A 21,143-nucleotide genomic window follows, 5' to 3' on the forward strand; every position below is an offset into this window, starting at 1 on the left:
ACCCGCCGTAAAGGCGGAACCAATAGCCGCCGTTATCGCAGCAACGGATATGTACACCAGTAAAAAACCATAGCCATCGCGGGCAAGCCACGCTCCCACAGGGATTGCGGATTACTCCAGAACGGCCTGCGCATGGCGAGGTGCCGCGTCGCCCGCAGCGGTATAGGCCACCCTCGGCACACCCGGCAAACGCTGTTCCAGCAACGCGCTCAAGGACTCTCCCGGTTCCAGGTAGGCATCGCCGAAGTCGGCGCCGAGCTGGTTCGGGTGGGCGACGACTTCCAGCAGTCCGTCGGGCGGCGGTTCGGCGTTGCGCAGATCCACCGGGGTGCACACGTAGTCGGCGGTGGCGCCGGCCAGGTTGCTCAGGCGCCGGTTGAGCAGGTCCTTGAACACGCGTTTGGGCAGGCTGAGGTTTTGTCCAAGGTTGCGCGCCAGACGCACCGGCACCCCCTGGCGGGCGGCGAAGCGCGCGACAATCTCGCCGATCGGCCAGATGTTGTGCACGTGCTGATGGGAGTCCAGATGACTGGGGCGCATGCCGTTGTCGAGGCAGCGCTGCCACTGGGCTTCGAGTTCTTCGAGCACGGCGTGACGATCCCGGCGCCCGAGCCAGAGGCGGGTGCGGGGCAGGTTGAGGTCGAACACGCCGGCACCGTCGCAAAACGTCCGGCGCTGCACAATACTCTGGCTCAACGGACGGCCGTAGGTCAGGTTGAAGTGCAGGCCGATGCGGCCTTCGAGCAATGGATGTCGGGCCAGGACGCAGGCCGTATCGAACGCCGGCATGTTGGCCATGGCGGTGGCGGAGCTGATGAGCCCGGCCTGGAACGCGCCCAGGATCACCGCGTTTTCGCAGGCACTGAGGCCGAAATCGTCAGCGTTGACTATCACTTGCCGAGGCATGTTCACCCTCCTTGAGGATTTCCGTAGACGCAGGCGCTTTGACCAGTGATCAGGAATTCCGAGATGGCAAAGAAGATGTCGACGCCAACGAAACCGCCGGGCAACAAGTCGGCCTTGAGCCATGCACCTGACCCTCCCTGAAACCGAAGCCATCCATCGACGTCCGCCCGATGACAACCGCTTCAACCCACTCATCATTTGTAGCTGGAAATCGGGGGGACGCAAAAACCAGAGGCACCCGTGGCGCACCCCAGCCACCGCTGGCATGCACGGTTGAAGCTTTGCACATCGCTGTGGCCCAATTTGAATCTGTTGCTCACCTTCGATGCGATTTACCAGCAGCGCAGCGTCCTTCCTTGCCGAGCCTATTTATCGGAGATGGCTAAAGCGGTCAGGGAGCTAGAGAGGTTCGCTCATGCCAAACCACAGTCTTGCAGAAGCCAGGTATATCAAGTGGCGCATCGAGCATGACCAGCCCGTCAGAGCGCAAGGCCAGGCGACGCGGAACCACGGCGATCAAGTCGCTGGCCATGAGAATCTCAGGTAATACCAGGAAGCCGGTTACCGAGACGGTCACTCGTCGCGATCTGCCAACTCGGGCAAGGGCTTGGTCGGTTACTCCCTGGAAAGCCCCTCCTGATGTGTACACCAATTAAACGGACATCGCCTGCCATAAAGCCTTCTCGAGCAACCCCCGCCTGTGTCTGGATCCGGGGATAAGTTCTGGGGCGAGCGGGGTGATGAGCGTCACCGGACAAAAACCATTCAGGGCCGCTATCCTTGGGCCACGGATATCCAACAGGTTGCCTCATGCTTGAAGTCCACGGCGTTTTCAAAAGCTACGCCACACCGCAAGGGCCGCTGCCGGTGCTGCAAGGTGTCGACCTGAAGCTCAGGCCCGGCAGCAGCCTGGCGCTGATGGGGGAGTCGGGCAGTGGCAAAAGCACCTTGTTGCACTTGATCGCCGGGCTGGACAAGGTCGATCGCGGCAGCATCCGCAGTGGCGAACACCGTCTGGAACAGATGAACGAAGGGCAGCTGGCGAACTGGCGCCGTACGGAAATCGGCCTGGTGTTCCAGCAATTCAACCTGATCGGCAGCCTGCGGGTCGAAGACAACCTGGCGATTCAGGCGCGTCTGGCGGGGCGCCATGACCCACGCTGGCAAGCGCATCTGGTGCGGCGCCTGGGCTTGGGCGAGTTGCTGCAGCGCTACCCGGAGCAACTGTCCGGCGGTCAGCAGCAACGGGTCGCACTGGGTCGGGCGCTGGCGTCACGCCCGCCATTGCTGCTGGCCGACGAGCCCACAGGCAGCCTCGATGAAACCACCGGCGCCGAGGTGTTGCAGTTGCTTCTGGAGTTGCTCGGCGACAGTCCCACCAGCCTGTTGATGGTCACCCACAGTCCCGGCGTGGCGGCGCGGCTGGCGGAAAAAGCCTTGCTGTGCGGTGGTCGCCTGGCCCGTGCGGGCGAGCGCTGACATGCGCATCTTCGGCGAAACCCTGCGGGCACTGCTCAGCCATTGGCGGCAGCATCCGGTGCAGTTTTTCAGTGTGCTGACCGGGTTGTGGCTGGCCACCAGTCTGCTGACCGGCGTCCAGGCACTCAACAGCCAGGCCCGCGACAGCTATGCCCGCGCCAGTCAGTTGATCGGCGGCGAACCTCAGGCCAGCCTCAGTGCGCCCGGTGGCGGCACCTTCCCACAGCAATGGTTTATCGATCTGCGTCAGGCGGGGTGGCCCGTGTCACCAGTGCTGCAAGGGCGGGTCACGCTCAAGGGGCACGAAGAGCAGCGCTTGCAGTTGATGGGGATCGAGCCGGTGTCGCTGCCGGCCGGCGCGGCGGTGGCCGGCCAGGCCTTGGCGATTGAACAGGTCGTCGGCTTTTTCAGCCCGCCAGGCAGTACCTGGATATCGTCGCAGACCTTGCAGGCACTGGGTTTGCGCGAGGGTGACCGGCCCTTGAACCTGGCTGGCGCGGCACTGCCGCCTCTGCATGTGCAGGACGATATGGCGCCCGGTGTGCTGCTGGTGGACATCGGTTTTGCCCAGCAGATTCTGGGATTGCCGGAGCAGCTGTCGCGACTGCTGTTACCAAAGGACTTCACCGCGCCGTTGCCGGGCGCGTTCAAGGGACAGCTGCAACTCAAGAGCGCCGGTGAAGAAAACAACCTGACGCGCCTCACCGAAAGCTTTCACCTGAACCTCGATGCCCTGGGAGTGTTGTCGTTCGTGGTCGGCCTGTTCATCGTGCACGCCGCTATAGGATTGGCATTGGAGCAGCGGCGAGGCTTGCTCCGGACCTTGCGTGCCTGCGGTGTGAGTGCGCGGATGCTGATCGCTTGTCTCGCCGTCGAATTGGCTGGGTTGGCCCTGATTGGCGGTGTGGCCGGGGTGGTCAGCGGCTACCTGCTGGCCAGCATGCTGTTGCCGGATGTCGCCGCCAGCCTGCGCGGCTTGTACGGCGCCGAAGTGGCGGGGCAGTTGCGCCTCAGCCTGTCATGGTGGTTCAGCGGTATCGGCCTGAGTCTGATTGGCGCGATGCTGGCCGGGGTCAACAGTCTGCTGCGGGCAGCGCGTTTGCCCTTGCTGGCGCTGGCCGACCCGCAGGCCTGGCATCAGGCCCATGCCCGCTGGTTGCGACGCCAGGGTGGGGTGGCGGCAATGGCCGGGGTGATCGCGCTGCTGGCGCTGATCTTCGGCGACAGCCTGGTCAGTGGCTTCGTGTTGATGGCGGCGCTGTTGATCGGCGCCGCACTGGCACTGCCGGTGGTGCTCAGTTCGCTGCTCAATCTCGGCTCGCAGCACAGTCGCTCGGTGCTTGGCCAATGGTTTGTCGCCGATTGCCGCCAGCAATTGCCGGCGCTGAGCCTGGCATTGATGGCACTGCTGTTGGCCATGGCGGCGAATATCGGGGCCGGCAGCATGACCGCCGGCTTTCGCCAGACCTTCAGCGACTGGCTCGAACAACGGCTGACGGCCGAGCTTTACCTCAATCCACAGAACCCGGCCCAGGCCCGGGAGCTGCACAGCTGGCTCAACCAGCAGCCGCAACTGGCGGCGGTGCTGCCCAACTGGCAGGTGTCGATCCAGTTGCAGGGCTGGCCGACAGACCTGTCCGGGATCATCGACCACCCGACCTATCGCCAGCACTGGCCGCTGCTCGAAGCCTTGGGCGATAACCCTTGGGAGCGATTGGCCAAGGACGATGCGGTGATGCTCAGCGAACAATTGGCCCGGCGCCTGCAAGTGCAACTGGGCGACTACCTGACGCTGCCGACACCCACAGGCCCGTGGGTGCCACGAATCGTCGGGATCTACGCCGACTATGGCAATCCCAAGGGCCACATTCTGGTGAACATCCAACACCTGTTGCGCGGCTGGCCGCAACTGACTCCGAGTCGCTTCAACCTGCGCATCGAGCCGGCGTCGATCCCGGCGTTCGTCACGGCGTTGCAGGCGCGTTTCACCCTGGACGACAGCCGCATCGTCGATCAGGCGCGGCTCAAGGGCTGGTCCACGCAAGTCTTCGAACGCACCTTTGCCGCCACCGCTGCGCTCAATAGCCTGACGCTGTGCGTGGCCGGGGTGGCGTTGTTCATCAGTCTGTTGACCCAAAGCCAGAGCCGTCTCGGGCAACTGGCGCCGCTGTGGGCGCTGGGCGTGACACGTCGGCATCTGATGTTGCTCAACCTCGGGCAAACCTGGTTGCTGGCGCTGCTGACCCTGGTGCTGGCGTTGCCGTTGGGCATCGCCCTGGCGTGGTGCCTGGACACGGTGATCAATGTGCAGGCCTTTGGCTGGCGCCTGCCGTTGCGGGTATTTCCAGGGCAACTGCTGCAGTTGATGGGGCTGGCGCTGGTGGCGACGTTACTGGCCTCGGCCTGGCCGTTGTACCGTTTGTACCGCACGCAACCGGCGGATCTGCTACGGACCTTTGCCCATGAAGATTAAAGTCGGCGTGTTGCTCCTGATGCTGCTGGCGAGCGGTTGCGAGCAACCGGCACCGGTAGAAAAGGGTTTTGCCGGGCTGGGCAACCAGGCCGAGGCGTTCACCCCGGTGGTGCCCGGTCGGGTGTTCAGCTTCCCGGCGGATCACGGCGCGCACGACGGCTTTCGCATTGAATGGTGGTATGTCACGGCCAACCTGAAGGACGATCAGGGGCATGAGTTCGGCGCGCAATGGACGTTGTTCCGCAGTGCCTTGAAAGCCGCCCCAGAGGTGACGGGTTGGCAGAATCAGACGATCTGGCTCGGTCACGCGGCGGTGACGTCGGCGACGGCGCATCACGCGGCCGAACGTTATGCCCGCGGCGGCATCGGTCAGGCCGGTGTCAGCGTCGCGCCGTTCAATGCATGGATCGACGACTGGCAATTGCGTAGCCAGGCGACTGCCGACAATCCGTTGGCCGACCTGCTGCTCAGCGCTCGCGACCAGCGTTTCAGCTACCGGTTGCGGTTGACTTCGACAGGTCCGCTGGTACTTCAGGGGGACCAGGGGTTCAGCCAGAAATCCGAACAGGGCCAGGCCTCCTATTACTACAGCCAGCCGTTTTTCCAGACCCGCGGCACCCTGGACATCGACGGCCAAACCTACCAGGTCAGTGGCCCGGCCTGGCTCGACCGTGAATGGAGCAGTCAGCCCCTGACGGCCAACCAGAGCGGTTGGGACTGGTTCTCGCTGCACCTGGACAGCGGTGAGCAGGTGATGCTGTATCGCATGCGGCAAAAGGACGGCGAGCCTTACCTCACCGGCACCTGGATCGACGCCCGGGGCCAGACACAGTTGCTGCACGCCAGCGACATCGGCCTCACGCCGCAAGACACTGCCCGCGTGGCCGGGCGCGAGATGCCCGTTCGCTGGTCGATCAGGATCCCCGCCAGGCACCTTGATATCGTCATCACCGCGCTCAATCCCCAGGCCTGGATGGATTTGCGCATTCCGTACTGGGAAGGCCCGGTACGCCTCAGTGGCAGCCATGCCGGGAACGGATATCTGGAAATGACCGGTTACCAGTAACCTGTGCCACGGAAATCAGCGGCCTGCGGCGACCACTCGCCGAACAGCGACTATGCTCATCGCACACATGGCGTTGAGCATGGTTTCAACGCCGTCCGTTGCCATCTATCACAGGGAAAGTTCTGCCTATGAAACGCCACGCACTGACCAAAGCCATCACCCTCGCTACTTTGCTCTCTGGCGCCAGTTTTGGCGCGGTTGCCGCCGATATCCCGTTGTCGGAAGTCGTGGTGGCTGATCAGGTCTCCACCAAAGTCGTTTCGGTCGATACCGCGAACCATTCCGTGGTCCTTAAAGGCCCGCAGGGTAATGAGTTCCCGGTGCAATTGACCGACAAGGCGAAAAACCTCAACAACCTCAAGGCTGGCGATACGGTCGACATCAGGGTCACCAGCGCCGTTGCCGCCTACCTCGACACCGATGTCGACAAAGGCCTGCCAGGCACCGCCGAAGCCAGTGGCGAAGTGCGCGCGGCACCGGGTAGCGCCAACCCCGGCGGCGAAGCTTACCGTCAGGTGAAAGTGCAGCTGAAAATCACCCATATTGATCTGAAGAAACACCAGGTGACCTTCGAAAACCCGGAAGGCAAGTCCAAGACGGTTGACGTCAAGCGACCTGAAGTCCAGGCCAAACTCAAGGACTTGAAAGTCGGGCAAAGCGTTAACGTGGTTTACACCGATATATTGACGGTGACCAGCAAACACTAATGTTGGGTATTGGCTCTATAGGGGTTGATTGTTTTTGTGCAAGTTTTGTATAGGAATAATCAGCCCATAGGGTCGAACTGGTGAGTTCAAGACTCCGGGCGGCATAGCATTTAAGTCGACATTTTGTTAAATGTTGTGTCGATAAATTTCATCTTTGTAGTGCGGACATATTAATTCACTTCTACTAAAATGCTTTCCGTTCGCCCAGTGTCAGGGCTCTTTACCAGTGCATGGATTGCCGAGGCCATTGCACTGGGCGAACACTTTATTTGCTGTACTGAAAGTTTTGGATATAAAAATGGGCAACCTTCAGGTCGCCCATTTTTTTTTGGGCCTTTCGCTGGTATTGAGTTCGGACGCGGTCTCTTGTAGGAGCTGGCTTGCCAGCGATGGTCGTTAACAATAACGCGTGTGAACTGGATAAACGCGGCGCATGTGAGTCCATCGCCGGCAATCGAGCGTCGACCGGCCGTTCCTTCAGTTTCCCGGGGTTGCGTGAAGAACCTTTTTTATTGAACGGTGAAAAGTCGTTCAGTCCTGATTTTTACTGACTTGAACAACATCGGCCAACGTGGCGAAACACTGTTCGATCGAACGCTGCTGGCTCTCGGCATACAGCCCCAACTCATCGACCGTCGAACGCCCCAGAGCCTTTTCGAACGCTTGCTGATTGGAGTGCACACCGTAACGGGTCTGCGCCGCGTCCCCGAGGTTTGACTGAAAAATCCCCGCCGCGCTGACCGGCAGGAAGTCTTCGTACACCAGCGGTTCAACCCGAAGGCAACCGCTGCCGAGCAGGTCTTCCAGGGCGGCGTTTTTCAGGTCGCCCTGCGCCAGGCCTTTTTCCGTCACGAAGTAGCGGAAGTAAGCCAGGCCCTGTTGGCGCATGCCTTCCCAGGTGTCGGGGAACTCGTTGAAGTGCCGCGCCATCAGGGCGTTATAGCGCGCGGCGTTGGCTTCGTTGGGGAAGTCCTCGAGTTCGTCCCGTGCGGCATTGAGCAAGCGGTCGTACAGTGCGCGGCCTTTGGGCGTGAGGGCGGCACCGCGCTGTTCGATCTCGCCGAAGCGGGCGCTGTGGCTGCCGCGAGTCTCGTTTTGATCGGTGAAGGCAATTGGCTCGTCGAGGGCCTTGAAACTGGTCTGGCGCAGCAGGATCGGGCACTGGCGGCGGGGCGGGCCTTCGATCACCGCTTTGGGGGTGATGCCATGGGCCGGCATTTGCGCCTGGACGATGTCGATGTCCAGGGTCCGTGGTGTCAGGTGGTTGATGTGCGGCCCCTTGAACGCCACCACGTCGGCGATCAGGCGATGCTGGGCGCTGAGCTTTTGATACTGCTCGGCGGTGACGGTGGCGCTGTGGTGCCAGCGAAAGGTTTCCAGGGCCTGTTCGACGAACTCCAGGGCTTCCTGCCCGGTCAGGCCCCCTTGGGATTCGGCACGCTCGATGAGCGTGAGTGCGGTGGGGGTGAAGATCGAGCGCTGGTCGAGCATCGATTGGGCAAACCCTCGCAGCTCCAGGTCTTCGATCAATTCCAGGCGCAACAGCGAGGTAAACACCCGGAACGGGCTGACCTGCAGCGACGCTTCGTGCACCGCGCGAAAAGCCGTGGAATGCACCGGCACGCCAGCCGGTGTCAGGTCGTAGTAACCCACCGGTTGCATGCCCATCACCGCGAACAGGCGGGCGAGGGTCGCCAGTTCATCGGCCGTACCGACACGGATCGCTCCATGTCGCTCCAGGTCCAGGCGCTCGATTTCGCCGGTGCTCGTGAGCTGCTGCAGGAGTTGCGGGTCGCTTTCCAGCACGTGACGGTTGGTCTGTTCCACCAGTTCCATCAACGCGCCGTACAACGGCACTTCCTCGCGGTACATGTCGGACATCGCTTTGGAGAAGCGTTGGCGGATCAGGTCAGGGCTGACGAAGTTCGGGTGATTCATGAACAGGATTCCTGGCGCGGTGACGTAAAGGATGGACGAAAGATCGCAGCCTTCAGCAACGCCGACAAACGAAGTTTCTGACGAACTTCATTCTGCAAAGGACTGCAAGAGGGCGTTCTCAATTAGTTTCCCTAATGCTGTCGTTGATCCTGTGGGCTCTCCGAGCGCAGCGATGCCAAAAACTCGCGATACAGGCGCGCCGAACCGGTGGGGGCTTCCACCATGGGCATGTGCCCGAAGGCGTCCCAGATATGCACGCGCAAGTCGACGATGCCTTTGCTCCAGACCGCTACGCTGCTGACATCGATCAGCCGGTCCTTGCGCCCCCACAGCAACAGTGCCGGGGCGCTGATGTTGGGCAGGTGCGGTTCCATCGGCGGGCTGGCGCGGAATTCCCGGAAGATTTCTTCCAGCTCCTCGCGGGACTGTTCATAGCGCTGGGCGACGGCATCGAGCACGAGCTTCGGTACCCAGGGTGGCGAAGCCATGGTCATGGCGTAGAAGCGCCGGAATTCTTCCCGCGAATGAATCAGAAACGGGTTGTGGCCCTTGGCCAAATGCCGCTCAAGGTCACTGGGCTCGGGCGAGGTGACGCCAGCCGGGTCGATCAGGGCCAGGGACACAATGCGCTCCGGGTAGTTGGCCGCGAGCCACGCGGCCATGTAGCCACCCATGGAGTTGCCGATGACATGCACTTTCTCGACCCCGCACACGTCCAGCAGCTGGATCATGCGCTTGGCCTGCAGCGGAATGTCGTAGCCGCCGCCCGCCTTGAAACCCGTTTCGCCATGGCCGGCGATGTCCGGGATGATCACCCGATGGCTGCCGACAAAGTGCCGGGCGAATCGCAGCCAGAGGTTCTTGTCGGCGCTGAAGCCATGGAGCATCAGCACATTGCTGGTGGCTTCGTACGGCCCGCCTTGCCAGGTCGAGACGGTCATCTCGGGGATGGGCACGACGATTTTGTGCAGCCGGTACAGCTTGGCCTCGGCCGCCATGTTCAAGTCATAGAGCCAGTAGCCGATGGCCGGGTAGGTCAGCCAGCTCCAGGCGACGAAAACTGCGAGAACGACGAACAACAAAAGCATCAGGCGTCTCCCTTCTATCTGCTCAGGACAAAATGTGATCGGCGGGTTTCAGCGCTCGGGTCAAGCGATGAAAACTGAAGCTGAACCCCGGAAACATGGCAATCACATGACCGCTCTTGCTTTGATACCAACTGTGGCAACCACCGGACTTCCACACGGTACGTTCCATTTCCCGGTGGATCATTTCAGTGTAGGTACGTTCCGCCTCATGGCGAACCTCGATGCTGCGTAAACCTTGAGTCTTCAAGGTGCGAATGCAATCGAGGATGTAATTCATCTGGGATTCGATGATGAACAGCGCCGAGGTGTGGCCGATGCCGGTGTTCGGCCCGGTGACGATAAACAGGTTGGGAAAGTCGGGCAGGGCGGTGCCGAGGTAGGCTCGCGGGTATTGCGCCCAGACCTCTTTCAGACGGGTGCCGTTCTTGCCCGTTACCGGGTAGGAAATCACCCCGTCGGTGGCGTCGTAGCCGGTGGACCAGACGATCAGGTCCAGGTCGATATGGTGGCCATCGAGGGTAACGATGCCGGTTTCGTCGATGGACGCGATGCCTTGCTCGCGGCTGTGCAGCGTCACGTTGCGGCGGGCCAGTGCCGGGTACAGCGTGCTGGACAGGATCACCCGTTTGCAGCCGATGGTGTAATCCGGCGTCAGTTTGCGTCGCAGTTCGGCGTCCGGTACCTGGCGTTTGAGAAAACCCAGGGCCTGGCGCTGGACCATGTGCACCGCCGGCTTCGAATATTTGAAGGCGATCACCCGGGTTTCGAATTGCCAGTAGATTCCCCAGCGCAGCAGCTTGTAGGCGGGCTTGAACCCCAACAGCCAGCGCTGCAAGCGGCCGAAGCTGCGGTCAGCCCGGGGCAATACCCAGTGAGGCGTGCGCTGGAACACATGCAAGTGCCCGACGTCCGGGGCAATCGCCGGAATGACCTGGGCCGCACTGGCGCCGCTGCCGACGATGGCCACGCGTTTTTGCCGGTAGTCGTAGCTGTGATCCCAGTTATTGGTGTGGAAAGTCTTGCCCCGAAAGCGTTCCTGTCCGTCGAAGTGCGGCACCACCGGTTGGCTCAACGGCCCGGTCGCGTTGATCAGGAACTGCGCGCAAAACGTGCCTTTGCCGGTGGTGAAAACCGTCCAGCGCCTGTTGGCGTCGTCCCATTCGATGCGCTCGACATTGGCGTCCAGTTCCACCTTGTCCCGCAGGCCGAAGTGTTCCACCACATGGCGGGTGTAGCGGTGCAGTTCGGCCTGTTCGGCGAACATTTGCGTCCAGCGATACGGGGCGAAAGACAAGGAGTACAGCGGCGAGGGCACGTCGACTGCCGCGCCGGGGTAGGTGTTCTGGCACCAGGTGCCACCGAAGAAATCCCGTCGTTCGAGCAGGCGGAAATCGTCGATGCCGGCCTTGAGTAAATTGATTGCGGCACATTGGCCACCAAAACCGCTGCCGATGATCAATACTTGAAAGGTCTGCATGGGCCTCCTCTTATGGTCATTGATCAACCCCTACTTTCATGTATAGCCGTTTCTGGAGCCGAGGCTTTTGCTTTTATGCGAGCGGGATGCCGCGATATTCAGCCCGCCAACCGGTGATGGCTATTTAATCTCGCCCTGATAGACTCCAGCGCAGAGGCACAGGCTGTTATCGCATTCCGTCGAGTGGTACAGAGGCCCTATGGCAAAAACGGGAGGAAAGGGTTTTTCATTGGCCAGGAGGCTCTATACATCGCGAATCCTGGGGTTGGCCCTGGGATTGGTCTGCGTGAGCGTAGCGATGTATCCACTCGATCCGGCGCCCTGGGTCTGGGGTTTCATGTGGTTCAATGGCCTGGTCTGGCCGCACCTGGCATACCAATGGACGCGTCGGGCCAGGGCGCCCTATCATGTCGAACACCGCAACCTGCTGATCGATGCCTTTCTCGGCGGTTTCTGGATTGCCGCGATGCAATTCAATCCACTGCCCAGCGCGTCCACTATTTCCATGATGGCCATGAACAACGTGGCCATCGGCGGCATGCGCTTCCTGTTGGCCGGGACGGCCGCGCAAGTGCTGGGCGTCTGTGTCGGCCTGCAGATTTTCGCCCCGGCGTTCATTCCTGCCACCAGCCCGGTGCAGCTCTATGCCTGTTTGCCGTTGCTGTGCCTGTATCCGCTGGCGCTGGGCTGGATCTGCTTCCGCCAGGCCCATACCCTTGGCCGTCAGAAGCGTGAGCTGCTGGCACTGAGCCGTACCGACAGCCTGACCGGCCTGATGAACCATGGCGCCTGGAAGGACCAGCTGGAAGTCGAGTTCCAGCGTTGCAAACGCCAGCAAAAAGGCGGGGCGATTGCCCTGATCGACATCGACCATTTCAAGGCAATCAATGACACCTATGGCCATGTTGCCGGCGATATCGTCTTGCGCCAGTTGAGCAAAATGCTCAGGCAGAATCTGCGGGCGACCGATGTGGCGGGGCGCTACGGCGGTGACGAGTTCTGCGTGATCCTTCCGGACCTGCCCCTGAACCGCGCCGCCGCCGTCATGGATACCCTGCGTGATCGCTTCGCCACCTTGGGGTACGAGCAGAGCCCGGCGCTGAAAGTCAGCCTGAGCATTGGCCTGGCATCATTCAATCCGGCCCATGCCGACGCGACGCTTTGGCTCAACGACGCCGATCATGCGCTATACGAAGCCAAGACCACCGGGCGTAACCGAGTGATCTGTTGCAGTGACGGGAAACCCTATCGCGAACTGCTCGACTCGGCGTGACCGCCCACCGCAGAACCTGTGGGAGCGGGCTCGCCCGCGAAGGCGGTGTGTCAGGCGGCATCAGTGTTGGCTGTGATGGCCTCATCGCGGGCAAGCCCGCTCCCACGGTAGCTTTGCGGTGAGCAGATTATTTGCGTCTACCCGCGATCCAAATGTGGGAGCGGGCTTGCCCGCGAAGGCGGTGTGTCAGGCGGCGTGGGTGTTGGCGGTGATGGCCCCTTCGCGAGCAGGCTCGCTCCCACAAATGATCGCTGGTGGATGCAAATGATCTGCTAACCGCCGATCCACTGTGGGGGCGAGCCGGCTCCGGGCGGCGATCCGACGAAGGCTGCGTGTCGGTTTAAAGCGTCATTCCTTCACGCTCATGAACTCCTCGGCGAAGCGGATGTATTCCTCCGGTTGCGTGTAGGTGTGCGTCAGCTCGGTCGCGTTCAGGTCCGATGTCTGGGTGAGGATCTGGCGTTGCTCGCGCAGGCTGTCGTAGGTCGCCTTGATCGCGGCGAAGTACGCGCCATGGCCGTCGATGGTCACGCGCACACCCAGTTCGGCCAGGCGCTTGTCATCGCGTAGCAGCGGGTTGCCGTAGGTCACCAGCATCAGCGGCACGCTCAGGTGCTCGGCGATCTGCTCCAGATGGTCGAAGTCCTTTACGCCCACCATGCAGATGCCATCGGCTCCGGCGCGCTGGTATTGCCGGGTGCGGCTGATGATTTCCTGAACCGGCAGAATCCCTGCATGGGTGCGGGCGATGATCGCCATTTCTGAATCGCAGCGGGCTTCCAGTGCCGCGCGGATCTTGCCGACGCCTTCGGCGACCGTGATCAGGTCGGTGGATTTGCGGCCGAACTGCGCGGGCAGCAGGGTGTCTTCGATGGTCAGCGCGGCGACGCCGGCACGTTCGAGTTCGACGATGGTGCGCATGACGTTGAGCGCGTTGCCGTAGCCATGGTCGGCGTCGGCAATCACCGGCAACTGGGCAACGCGGCCGATACGGGTGGCCTGTTCTGCGAACTCGCTGAGGGTGATCAGGGCAAAGTCAGGGGCGCCCAGCACTTGCAACGAGGCGACCGAACCACCGAGGATCCCGACTTCGAAGCCCAGGTCGGCGGCGATACGGGCCGACATCGGGTCGAAAACCGAGGCTGTGTGGTAGCAGGTGCTGGAGGCGAACAGTTGGCGAAAATTGCGGCGCAAATCTTGATGGGAAAGCCTGGACATATGAGTTCCACCAATGGAATGGAAGGGCTTGAGCAAAAGTGTCAACGCCGAAGAAATAAAAGGCTATCACGCGCGCAAGGGGAGAATGATGACGAATTTGCCGGGTTGGGCAGATTGGCGTCGCAACGATGGGCCTGCCAAGTCACGCCGCCACGGTCTGTTGCCGTTGGTCAAGCAGCGGCACGGCGCGCACCGAGTCACCGGGTTGCAGCTGCAAGCGCCTGGCGGTCAGGCGATCAACCACCAGGCTGTGGCCCATCTGTCGGGCCGGGGCACAGGTAATGCGACAGTTTTCCAGGCGGCGATTGTGGATCAGCCAGATGGGCGCTTTATCGTCCGGCGAGCCGAAGACCAGTGACAGCGGTTGGCTGTCGCGCACGGTGCGGATCCCGGACACCGGGGCTTCAATGACCGGTCCGCCGTCGAAGATATCGATGTAGCCGTTGTGGGCAAATCCTTCGGCGCTGAGGATTTTCAGGGCTGGCCCGGTATTCGGGTGGGCCTTGCCGATCACTGCCTGGGCCTGTTCGGTGAGCAGGCAGGTGTACAGCGGCTGGCGCGGCATCAGTTCGGCAATGAACGATTTGTTGCCCAGCCCGGACAAGTGATCGGCATGGCTGAAATCCATCTTGAAAAAGTGCCGGCCGAGGCTGTCCCAAAACGGTGAACCACCTCGTTCGTCGGCACTTCCGCGTAATTCGGCGATGAGGCGGTTGCCAAACAGCTGGGTAAATTCGGCCACAAACAACAAACGCCCGAGCGACAACAAACGCCCGTTGCTTCCCTGGCGCTGATCGGGGCGCAGGTACAACGAGCAGACTTCCGATTGCCCGGTCAATTCGTTGTTGAGGAACAGGGTCGGGATCTGCCGCTGGATACCCAGGTCCGGTGAAGCACTGACCGTCAGTCCGACCCGGTAGTTGTACCAGGGCTCGCGCAGGCCGATCCCACCCTTAAGGGCGCTGACGCCCACCACTTGCTGCTCGTCGTCCTCGAGCACGAACAGATAATCGGCATCGGCCCGATCGACCTGCCCGGCGAAAGTGCGTTGGGCCCAGCGGATCCGATAGGCCAGGCGTTCTTCGTCAGCCGGCAGGCTGGTAAGCCCCGGAACCGCCTGACGCACCAGTGTGAGCACGGCGGGCAGGTCGGTAATCTGGACCGGACGGACAATCATGCGGCTGTTCCTTGTTCGCGTGTGCTCGGGCATTGGCGTTGACCCTGGCGGGTATTCACAGGGCGATCAGCCTGACGGGGCTGCCCTCGGTCACCTTCAGCGCCTTGCACATGGCCGCGTCCAGCGTCACGGGTTGCCCAGGGACGTAATCAAGATCGGCAACGATGGCCCGATAATCCTTCAATGACTCGTTACTCACCAGAAAGCGGCCACGGCTATCGATCACCGGGCCAGGCAGCGTGACGCCGCACTGGCTGTGGGCAATGGAACGAATACCCGACGTGCGCGCAAACAGCGTGGGGCCGCCATCGAACAGATCGATGTAGCTGTTGGTTTCGAAGCCTTCACGTTCGAGGATATCGAAGGCCTCCTGGCCATCGGGGTGGATGCTGCCAATGCAGTCCTGTGCCGCCTGGGGCAGCATGGGCACGTAAATCGGATAGTGCGGCATCAGTTCGGCGAGAAAAGTGCGGCTCTGCAGGCCGCAAAGCCGTTCGGCCTCGACATAGGGCAAGTCGAAGAAATGCTTGCCCACGGCATCCCAAAATGGCGAGTGGCCTTCATCACTGCTGTAGCCGACGATCTCGGTGATCACCGTTTCGGAAAAACGCCGGGGGTGGGCGGCGATGAACAACAGGCGCGCCCGCGACAGCAGTTCGGAATGCGCGGTGCGTACCCGTGCGGCATCAATATGGAAGCCCCGCAGCAAGGTGTGGCCACTGAGGTCGTGACACAACGACAAGGCCGGTACGCCGTGCTCGATGTTCAGTTCCCTGGAGGCACTGGTGAAGTGCCGGTTACGCAGGCTGTAGAACGGCTCTTTGTACCCGGCCGTGGCGAGAATTTCCGAGCAGCCGACCAAGTGTTGCGTCGTCAGGTCTTCGAGGACGAAGAAATAGTTTTCCGGGCCATGACCCTCAATGTCCTTCTCGAACGAGGCACAGGAATCAAGGATTTTTCCGCGTAATCGTTCGCTATCGTCGGGCAGGGATGTGACGCCCACGAGGCTTTCACGAGCCAGCTTCTGTAACTGGGGCAGGTCGGCTAACTCAACTGGACGCAAGACCAGCATGGAGACACTCCTGTATCAAACGATTCGGTGGTTTGAGCCGAACCTGACTATCACTGTCGGTTTTTCCACACATCAGATCGGTGGTCGTCTGAACGTTATCAGGCGCCACTCTTTTTCTTGTCAGGTGTTACTTGAGAGGGACCGCATTAAACAAGGATCGTGCGGTTCGGCCGGATGCGATGCCTGGCCAGGTGCGTAGATCGGGGGTTCGAGAATGGGCATCCGGGCTCCTGCTGGATGAGTGTGGTTCATGTTTCAACAGTCCGTTGAAAAGAGTATTTAATTATCACGTACTGCCTGTCTAGTTAATTTTCGCGGGGTCTGACCGTGCCCGAAAAAGGGGCGAAGTGCCTGTACCAAGGGACTACGCCGATCTCGTAAAGTCTTGTAGGTGATTGCCTCTATTGCAGTCAGCCATCACAGAAAACCTCGCAGGAAATGACTGAAGGAATCCGTTTCATGCTGGAAAATTAAACACCCCCAGGGCGTGCTTTCTTGCGGCACAATTGCGCAATGGCGCTCACCTGACGCCGTCGTTCCTTTCCTTCCCTGGAGTGATTGCCGGTGCAGGCAACCCGTTTAACCCTGATTTGTCATGCTCGAACCGTCGCCCAGAAACTGGCGCGTTTTCCATTGGACGAGCCTCTGGAGATGGATTGGCATGCGCTCAGGCTGTCCCGTTGCAATCAGTTCAAGGGCGCTGCGCGTCTTGTCTGCGGCCCGGAATTGCGCACCCGGCAGACCGCTGAACTGTTCGGCAGTGCGCCGCAGATTGTCGAGGCGTTGAAGGACTGCGATTTCGGACGCTGGGGCGGTGAGCGCATCGGCGACCTGCAAAAGAGCGACCCGGAGGCGCTCCAGCATTGGCTGGGGGATCCGGCTTCGGCACCCCACGGTGGCGAGTCGCTGGTGCAGCTGGGCGAGCGAGTGGGCGCTTGGTTGACAGCGTTGCAGTCGACACCGGGGCACATCCTTGCCATTACTCATCCCTTTGTCATTCGCGCTGCGCTGACGCAGGTGTTGCAGGGGGGATCGTCCAGCCTGATCGACGTCGAACCCCTGTCGGTGCTCGAGTTGAGGTTCCATGGCCGCTGGCGGCTGCGCTTGTCGGGCACCGATGCCGAGGACCTGCCTTGATGAAAAAACTCCTGGTCATCGGCATCGGTGCCGGCAATCCCGACTACATCACGATGCAAGCGGTGAAGGCGCTGAATCGGGTCAATGTTTTTTTTCTCATGGACAAGGGCCCGCGCAAGGACAAACTCATCGATCTGCGGCGCGAAATCTGCGAGCGCTATATCAGCGGCCACGATTACCGTTTTGTCGAAGCCCACAGCCCTGAGCGCGAGCGCGGTGATGTGGACTACAAGACCAGTGTCGATGACTTGAACCTGGCCAGGCAGCAGACCTTCGAGCGGTTGATCAATGATGAAGTGTCCGACGGCCAGTGTGGTGGTTTTCTGGTGTGGGGCGACCCGGCGTTGTACGACAGCACCATTCGCATCCTGCAGGCCATCCAGTCTTCAGGTGCCTGCGCCTTCGAATTCGAGGTGATCCCCGGCATTACCAGCGTCCAGGCATTGGCGGCACAGCACAAGGTGCCGCTCAACCAGATTGGCCGCTCCGTTGAAATCACCACAGGCCGACGCCTGGCGGCAGGGCAGGTGAGCGATGCCGACAGCCTGGTGGTGATGCTCGATGCTCAGGATGCTTACCGTCAGGTGGTGGATCAGGACACCGAAATTTACTGGGGGGCGTACCTGGGGACGCCAGATGAAATCCTGATCAGTGGCAAGCTCAAGGATGTGGCGGATGAAATCGAACGGGTGCGCAAGGCGGCGCGGCTGGCCAATGGCTGGATCATGGATACCTATTTATTGCGCAAGCCTTGATCAGTCGGTGACCGGACTGACGCCTTCGCTGGCAAGCCAGCTCCTACGAGGATTGCGCGAATCCTGTAGGAGCTGGCTTGCCAGCGAAGAGGGCCTTGAGAACGCCTCAGAAAATTGTGTCAAACCCACGTCCAAACCGCTCCCGATACACCGACGGTGGCACGCCGACCACGGTGCGAAACGCCACCCGGAAGCTCTCCACCGAGCGATAGCCACAACGTTCGGCAATCTGCTCGGTGTTCTGGTCGCTGCTTTCCAGCAGTTCGCGGGCGCGGCCCAGACGTTCGTGCTGCAACCAGGTTTTCGGTGACTGCCCACTGGCTTCGGTGAAGCGGCGCAGGAACGTGCGTTCGCTCATGGCGGCTTCGCTGGCCAGGTCGCGCACCTCCAGTGGTTCGTGCAAACGCTCCCGTGCCCACTGCATGACGCGGGAAAGATCGCTGCGCGGTGTGGGACTGACAGGCGTCGGAATGAATTGCGCCTGGCCACCGCTGCGTTGCGGCGACATGACCAGGCGCCGGGCCACGGCATTGGCCACCTGGGTGCCGAAATCCCGTGCCACCAGATGCAGGCAGGCATCAATGCCTGCCGCGCTGCCGGCGGAGGTGATCAATTGGCCGGAATCGACATACAGCACGTCCGGGTCCACCAGAATGCCGGGAAACCGCTCGGCCAGTTCCGAGGTATAACGCCAGTGCGTGGTTGCACCGCGCCCGTCGAGCAACCCGGTGGCGGCCAAAACGAAAACACCGGAGCAGATCGACAGCAACCGCGCGCCCCGCGCATGGGCCTGGCGCAAGGCGGCGATCAGCTGCGCGGGCACCGCGGCGCTGCGGTCACGCCAGCCGGGAATGATGATGGTGCGGGCATCGGCGAGCAATTCCATGCCGCCATCGGCCAGTACCTGGATGCCGCCCATGGCACGCATCGGGCCTCGATCGACAGCGACGATACGATGCTCGTACCACGGGAAATCGAATTCAGGTCGTGGCAGGCCGAAGATCTCCACGGCAATGCCGAACTCGAACGTGCAGAGGCCGTCGTAGGCCAGAATCGCGACCATTCCTGGGGTAGGGTGCATTTGGCGGAAAGTTCCCGGTGAGTGTCTTGTACGCCACTGTAGCCGCAAGTGACTGGCGGATAAAGTCTTCCCACACCCGCCGCTACTTTGGAGTACAGCCCATGACCAGCCTGGTTCGCGAAATTCCCGCCGCCCCATCGGCCATCGCCCTGATGCACTTCAGCAACCGTCTGACGTTCGAAACCGATTGTTCCGATGTCCACGCCAGCCAGCAGAGCGGTGAAGTCGATTTCGTTCTGGTGGATGTTCGTGGCCCGCTGGCGTTCGAACGCAGGCATGTGCCGGGAGCGATCAACATTCCCGGGCGCTTGCTGAGCGCCGAAGGCTTGGCGGCTTATCCGAAAAACAGCCTGTTTGTGGTCTATTGCGCCGGGCCTCATTGCAACGGTGCCAACAAGGCTGCGGTGAAACTGGCGGCCCTGGGTTATCCGGTCAAGGAGATGATCGGCGGCGTGACCGGATGGCTGGATGAAGGGTTTGAGTTGAGTGTCGAGGTGCCACGGCCGGCTAATGCCGCGATTGGTTGCGAATGCTGATACCCAATCACCTCAGTGTGGCTTGGAGGCTGCCCACCACTCATCCAGAGTTGCCTGCAACCAGGCCAACACGTCGGCGTAGGCAGCATCGTCCTGCGGCCCTCGGGGCAACGGTGACTCATCACCGAAATGCGCATTGAGCATGGCCACCGACTCGGCGTTCCACTCCGGATGAAACTGCAACCCCAGCCGCGTCGGCCCGGCGCGGTACATCTGCTGTACGCATTGCGCGCTGCTGGCCAGCAGTTGCGCGGCAGGCGGCAGGTCGATGGCGTCTTCGTGCCACTCCAATACCTTCAGTGTTTGCCCATCGATAAAGCTCACTGTGGTCCATCCGGTTTCGCTGCGGTCCATCCGCCGTACATTCCCGCCCAGACTCAGCGCCAGCAACTGAGCCCCCAGGCATATGGCGAACACGGCCCCACCCAGATCCAGACTGCCTCTGAGCCATTGCCGTTCGGCCTCCAGCCAGGCCGGACCGGCGTTGGATTCATAAGGCCCGCCCAACAGGATCACCGGATCGGCGCTGACGGGCGGCAACTGACCGAGGTCGGCGCGAAACACCTTCAGCGGCAGCCCCCGGGACTCGGCCCAGAAGGCGATGGCACCCGGACCTTCGGCGGGGTGGTGCTGGATCAGGTTCAACGTGGGCATCGCGCTACTCTCGAGGGGACGCAAAGGGGGCAATTTTGCATCGTCATTGCGCGTTCACCTCAATGCTTCCCTCTTTGCGCCACTTTTCTATAAATATTTGTCGCCTCGGCGCAATTTACCCTCCTGTAGCCGCTCTAGACTGCCGGCCACTTCGGTTCCCGCTCACAAAGCGATGACCGAACGCTGCCAATCGAAGCTGCCAATAAAAGCCTCCGCACACAGGAGTTATAAATGAAGAAGCTAATGATGTTCGGTGCCCTGGCACTGTCGATGTTGTCCCTGACCGCCGTGGCTGAAGACGCCAAGCCGATCCGCATCGGCATCGAAGCCGGCTACCCGCCATTCTCGATGAAAACCCCTGACGGTAAACTCACCGGTTTCGACGTGGATATCGGCGACGCCCTGTGCGAGCAGATGAAAGTGAAGTGCACCTGGGTCGAGCAAGAGTTCGACGGCCTGATCCCTGCGCTGAAGGTCAAGAAAATCGACGCCATCCTGTCGTCCATGACCATCACTGACGACCGCAAGAAGAACGTCGATTTCACCATCAAGTACTACCACACCCCGGCACGTTTCGTGATGAAGGAAGGCTCCAGCATCAAGGACCCGCTGACCGAACTCAAGGGCAAGAAAGTCGGTGTGCTGCGCGCCAGTACCCACGACCGCTTCGCCACGGAAGTGCTGGTGCCTGCCGGCATCGACCTGGTGCGTTACGGCTCGCAACAGGAAGCCAACCTGGACATGGTTTCCGGCCGCATTGACGCGCTGCTGGCCGACTCGGTCAACCTGGACGACGGTTTCCTGAAAACCGACGCCGGTAAAGGCTTTGCCTTCGTCGGCCCTGAGTACAACGATCCGCAATACTTCGGTGGCGGCGCCGGCATTGCCGTGCGCAAGGGTGACAAGGAGCTGGCGGACAAGTTCAGCACCGCTATCACCGAAATCCGCGCCAACGGCAAGTACAAGCAAGTGCAGGACAAGTACTTCAAGTTTGACGTTTACGGCGAGTAAGCGAGCAGGCTGAAAAAATGGCAATCGTTGGCGCGGTTGCCATTTTTTTTGTGTTCCTGATTTATCCTGCCTGACACATATCCCGACTGTAGGAG

Annotated in this window: 18 protein-coding genes; 9 read left to right on the plus strand and 9 right to left on the minus strand. The window is 61.2% G+C overall.

What is annotated here, in order from left to right; all coding sequences use genetic code 11:
* Positions 1–111: 111 nt before the first annotated feature.
* The gene (locus tag PMI31_RS15915; RefSeq protein WP_008019143.1) at positions 112–906 is read right to left on the minus strand and encodes a ChbG/HpnK family deacetylase; all 795 of its coding nucleotides are present in this window, start codon (positions 904–906) and stop codon (positions 112–114) included.
* Between the two features lie 810 nt (positions 907–1,716).
* Between PMI31_RS15915 and PMI31_RS15920 the strand changes: the two genes are divergently transcribed.
* From PMI31_RS15920 to PMI31_RS15935, 4 genes are all read left to right on the plus strand, one after another.
* A complete protein-coding gene (locus tag PMI31_RS15920) occupies positions 1,717–2,385 on the plus strand; it encodes an ABC transporter ATP-binding protein (protein WP_008019145.1) in 669 nt (222 codons plus the stop codon).
* Between the two features lies 1 nt (position 2,386).
* Positions 2,387–4,858: an ABC transporter permease gene (locus tag PMI31_RS15925; RefSeq protein ID WP_008019146.1), complete on the plus strand. Its 2,472-nt coding sequence runs from the start codon at positions 2,387–2,389 to the stop codon at positions 4,856–4,858.
* Complete coding sequence (locus tag PMI31_RS15930; RefSeq protein WP_008019147.1) at positions 4,848–5,924, plus strand: lipocalin-like domain-containing protein; 1,077 nt, start codon at positions 4,848–4,850, stop codon at positions 5,922–5,924. Before PMI31_RS15925 ends, PMI31_RS15930 begins: the two co-directional genes overlap by 11 nt.
* A 128-nt stretch (positions 5,925–6,052) precedes the next feature.
* Positions 6,053–6,631 carry a hypothetical protein gene (locus tag PMI31_RS15935; protein WP_008019148.1) on the plus strand — a complete coding sequence of 193 codons (579 nt, stop codon included), beginning with the start codon at positions 6,053–6,055 and terminating at the stop codon, positions 6,629–6,631.
* 531 nt (positions 6,632–7,162) lie between these two features.
* Here the strand turns inward: PMI31_RS15935 and hglS are convergent.
* From hglS to PMI31_RS15950, 3 genes are all read right to left on the minus strand, one after another.
* The gene (gene hglS / locus PMI31_RS15940; protein WP_008019150.1) at positions 7,163–8,569 is read right to left on the minus strand and encodes a 2-oxoadipate dioxygenase/decarboxylase HglS; all 1,407 of its coding nucleotides are present in this window, start codon (positions 8,567–8,569) and stop codon (positions 7,163–7,165) included.
* Between the two features lie 131 nt (positions 8,570–8,700).
* Positions 8,701–9,657 (minus strand): alpha/beta fold hydrolase, encoded by a 957-nt coding sequence (locus PMI31_RS15945; RefSeq protein ID WP_008019151.1) that lies wholly within the window; start codon positions 9,655–9,657, stop codon positions 8,701–8,703.
* Between the two features lie 22 nt (positions 9,658–9,679).
* Positions 9,680–11,134 (minus strand): flavin-containing monooxygenase, encoded by a 1,455-nt coding sequence (locus PMI31_RS15950; RefSeq protein WP_008019152.1) that lies wholly within the window; start codon positions 11,132–11,134, stop codon positions 9,680–9,682.
* A 199-nt stretch (positions 11,135–11,333) separates the two neighbouring features.
* On the opposite strand from PMI31_RS15950, the gene PMI31_RS15955 reads away from it, so the two are divergent.
* Entirely contained in the window at positions 11,334–12,407 is a 1,074-nt protein-coding gene (locus PMI31_RS15955) for a diguanylate cyclase (RefSeq protein WP_008019154.1), read from the plus strand.
* Between the two features lie 348 nt (positions 12,408–12,755).
* Here the strand turns inward: PMI31_RS15955 and PMI31_RS15960 are convergent, their stop codons facing one another.
* The 3 genes from PMI31_RS15960 to PMI31_RS15970 all read right to left on the minus strand — a co-directional run bounded on the left by PMI31_RS15960 (position 12,756) and on the right by PMI31_RS15970 (position 15,874).
* Positions 12,756–13,625 (minus strand): isocitrate lyase/PEP mutase family protein, encoded by an 870-nt coding sequence (locus tag PMI31_RS15960; protein WP_008019155.1) that lies wholly within the window; start codon positions 13,623–13,625, stop codon positions 12,756–12,758.
* Between the two features lie 142 nt (positions 13,626–13,767).
* A complete protein-coding gene (gene astA / locus PMI31_RS15965) occupies positions 13,768–14,802 on the minus strand; it encodes an arginine N-succinyltransferase (RefSeq protein WP_008019156.1) in 1,035 nt (344 codons plus the stop codon).
* A gap of 55 nt (positions 14,803–14,857) precedes the next feature.
* On the minus strand, positions 14,858–15,874 hold the full coding sequence (locus PMI31_RS15970; RefSeq protein WP_008019157.1) for an arginine N-succinyltransferase: 1,017 nt from the start codon (positions 15,872–15,874) through the stop codon (positions 14,858–14,860).
* Between the two features lie 564 nt (positions 15,875–16,438).
* Between PMI31_RS15970 and PMI31_RS15975 the strand changes: the two genes are divergently transcribed.
* Both PMI31_RS15975 and cobF read left to right on the plus strand, forming a co-directional pair.
* Positions 16,439–17,011 (plus strand): histidine phosphatase family protein, encoded by a 573-nt coding sequence (locus PMI31_RS15975; protein WP_008019159.1) that lies wholly within the window; start codon positions 16,439–16,441, stop codon positions 17,009–17,011.
* The gene (gene cobF, locus PMI31_RS15980; protein ID WP_008019161.1) at positions 17,011–17,766 is read left to right on the plus strand and encodes a precorrin-6A synthase (deacetylating); all 756 of its coding nucleotides are present in this window, start codon (positions 17,011–17,013) and stop codon (positions 17,764–17,766) included. Before PMI31_RS15975 ends, cobF begins: the two co-directional genes overlap by 1 nt.
* Before the next feature lie 106 nt (positions 17,767–17,872).
* Here the strand turns inward: cobF and ftrA are convergent, their stop codons facing one another.
* On the minus strand, positions 17,873–18,847 hold the full coding sequence (ftrA, locus tag PMI31_RS15985) for a transcriptional regulator FtrA (RefSeq protein ID WP_008019162.1): 975 nt from the start codon (positions 18,845–18,847) through the stop codon (positions 17,873–17,875).
* 101 nt (positions 18,848–18,948) lie between these two features.
* Between ftrA and PMI31_RS15990 the strand changes: the two genes are divergently transcribed.
* Positions 18,949–19,383, plus strand: a complete 435-nt coding sequence (locus PMI31_RS15990; protein WP_008019163.1) for a rhodanese-like domain-containing protein — start codon at positions 18,949–18,951, stop codon at positions 19,381–19,383.
* 12 nt (positions 19,384–19,395) lie between these two features.
* Here PMI31_RS15990 and PMI31_RS15995 read toward each other — a convergent pair whose 3' ends face one another.
* Entirely contained in the window at positions 19,396–20,037 is a 642-nt protein-coding gene (locus PMI31_RS15995; RefSeq protein WP_008019165.1) for a type 1 glutamine amidotransferase, read from the minus strand.
* Positions 20,038–20,268: 231 nt separating this feature from the next.
* Between PMI31_RS15995 and PMI31_RS16000 the strand changes: the two genes are divergently transcribed.
* Positions 20,269–21,048 carry an ABC transporter substrate-binding protein gene (locus PMI31_RS16000; protein WP_008019167.1) on the plus strand — a complete coding sequence of 260 codons (780 nt, stop codon included), beginning with the start codon at positions 20,269–20,271 and terminating at the stop codon, positions 21,046–21,048.
* Positions 21,049–21,143 lie beyond the last annotated feature (95 nt).

Source organism: Pseudomonas sp. GM55 (assembly GCF_000282395.1).
GTDB lineage: Bacteria > Pseudomonadota > Gammaproteobacteria > Pseudomonadales > Pseudomonadaceae > Aquipseudomonas > Aquipseudomonas fluorescens_CC.

What these genes read in the sequence shown, in the direction of transcription:
- astA (WP_008019156.1), bottom strand. Translation starts at nt 14,802, where the DNA reads ATGATTGTCCGTCCGGTCCAGATTACCGACCTGCCCGCCGTGCTCACA.
- PMI31_RS15995 (WP_008019165.1), bottom strand. Translation starts at nt 20,037, where the DNA reads ATGCCCACGTTGAACCTGATCCAGCACCACCCCGCCGAAGGTCCGGGT.
- PMI31_RS15955 (WP_008019154.1), top strand. Translation starts at nt 11,334, where the DNA reads ATGGCAAAAACGGGAGGAAAGGGTTTTTCATTGGCCAGGAGGCTCTAT.
- PMI31_RS15945 (WP_008019151.1), bottom strand. Translation starts at nt 9,657, where the DNA reads ATGCTTTTGTTGTTCGTCGTTCTCGCAGTTTTCGTCGCCTGGAGCTGG.
- PMI31_RS15935 (WP_008019148.1), top strand. Translation starts at nt 6,053, where the DNA reads ATGAAACGCCACGCACTGACCAAAGCCATCACCCTCGCTACTTTGCTC.
- PMI31_RS15970 (WP_008019157.1), bottom strand. Translation starts at nt 15,874, where the DNA reads ATGCTGGTCTTGCGTCCAGTTGAGTTAGCCGACCTGCCCCAGTTACAG.
- PMI31_RS15925 (WP_008019146.1), top strand. Translation starts at nt 2,387, where the DNA reads ATGCGCATCTTCGGCGAAACCCTGCGGGCACTGCTCAGCCATTGGCGG.
- PMI31_RS15960 (WP_008019155.1), bottom strand. Translation starts at nt 13,625, where the DNA reads ATGTCCAGGCTTTCCCATCAAGATTTGCGCCGCAATTTTCGCCAACTG.
- hglS (WP_008019150.1), bottom strand. Translation starts at nt 8,569, where the DNA reads ATGAATCACCCGAACTTCGTCAGCCCTGACCTGATCCGCCAACGCTTC.
- PMI31_RS16000 (WP_008019167.1), top strand. Translation starts at nt 20,269, where the DNA reads ATGAAGAAGCTAATGATGTTCGGTGCCCTGGCACTGTCGATGTTGTCC.
- cobF (WP_008019161.1), top strand. Translation starts at nt 17,011, where the DNA reads ATGAAAAAACTCCTGGTCATCGGCATCGGTGCCGGCAATCCCGACTAC.
- PMI31_RS15920 (WP_008019145.1), top strand. Translation starts at nt 1,717, where the DNA reads ATGCTTGAAGTCCACGGCGTTTTCAAAAGCTACGCCACACCGCAAGGG.
- PMI31_RS15990 (WP_008019163.1), top strand. Translation starts at nt 18,949, where the DNA reads ATGACCAGCCTGGTTCGCGAAATTCCCGCCGCCCCATCGGCCATCGCC.
- PMI31_RS15950 (WP_008019152.1), bottom strand. Translation starts at nt 11,134, where the DNA reads ATGCAGACCTTTCAAGTATTGATCATCGGCAGCGGTTTTGGTGGCCAA.
- ftrA (WP_008019162.1), bottom strand. Translation starts at nt 18,847, where the DNA reads ATGCACCCTACCCCAGGAATGGTCGCGATTCTGGCCTACGACGGCCTC.
- PMI31_RS15915 (WP_008019143.1), bottom strand. Translation starts at nt 906, where the DNA reads ATGCCTCGGCAAGTGATAGTCAACGCTGACGATTTCGGCCTCAGTGCC.
- PMI31_RS15930 (WP_008019147.1), top strand. Translation starts at nt 4,848, where the DNA reads ATGAAGATTAAAGTCGGCGTGTTGCTCCTGATGCTGCTGGCGAGCGGT.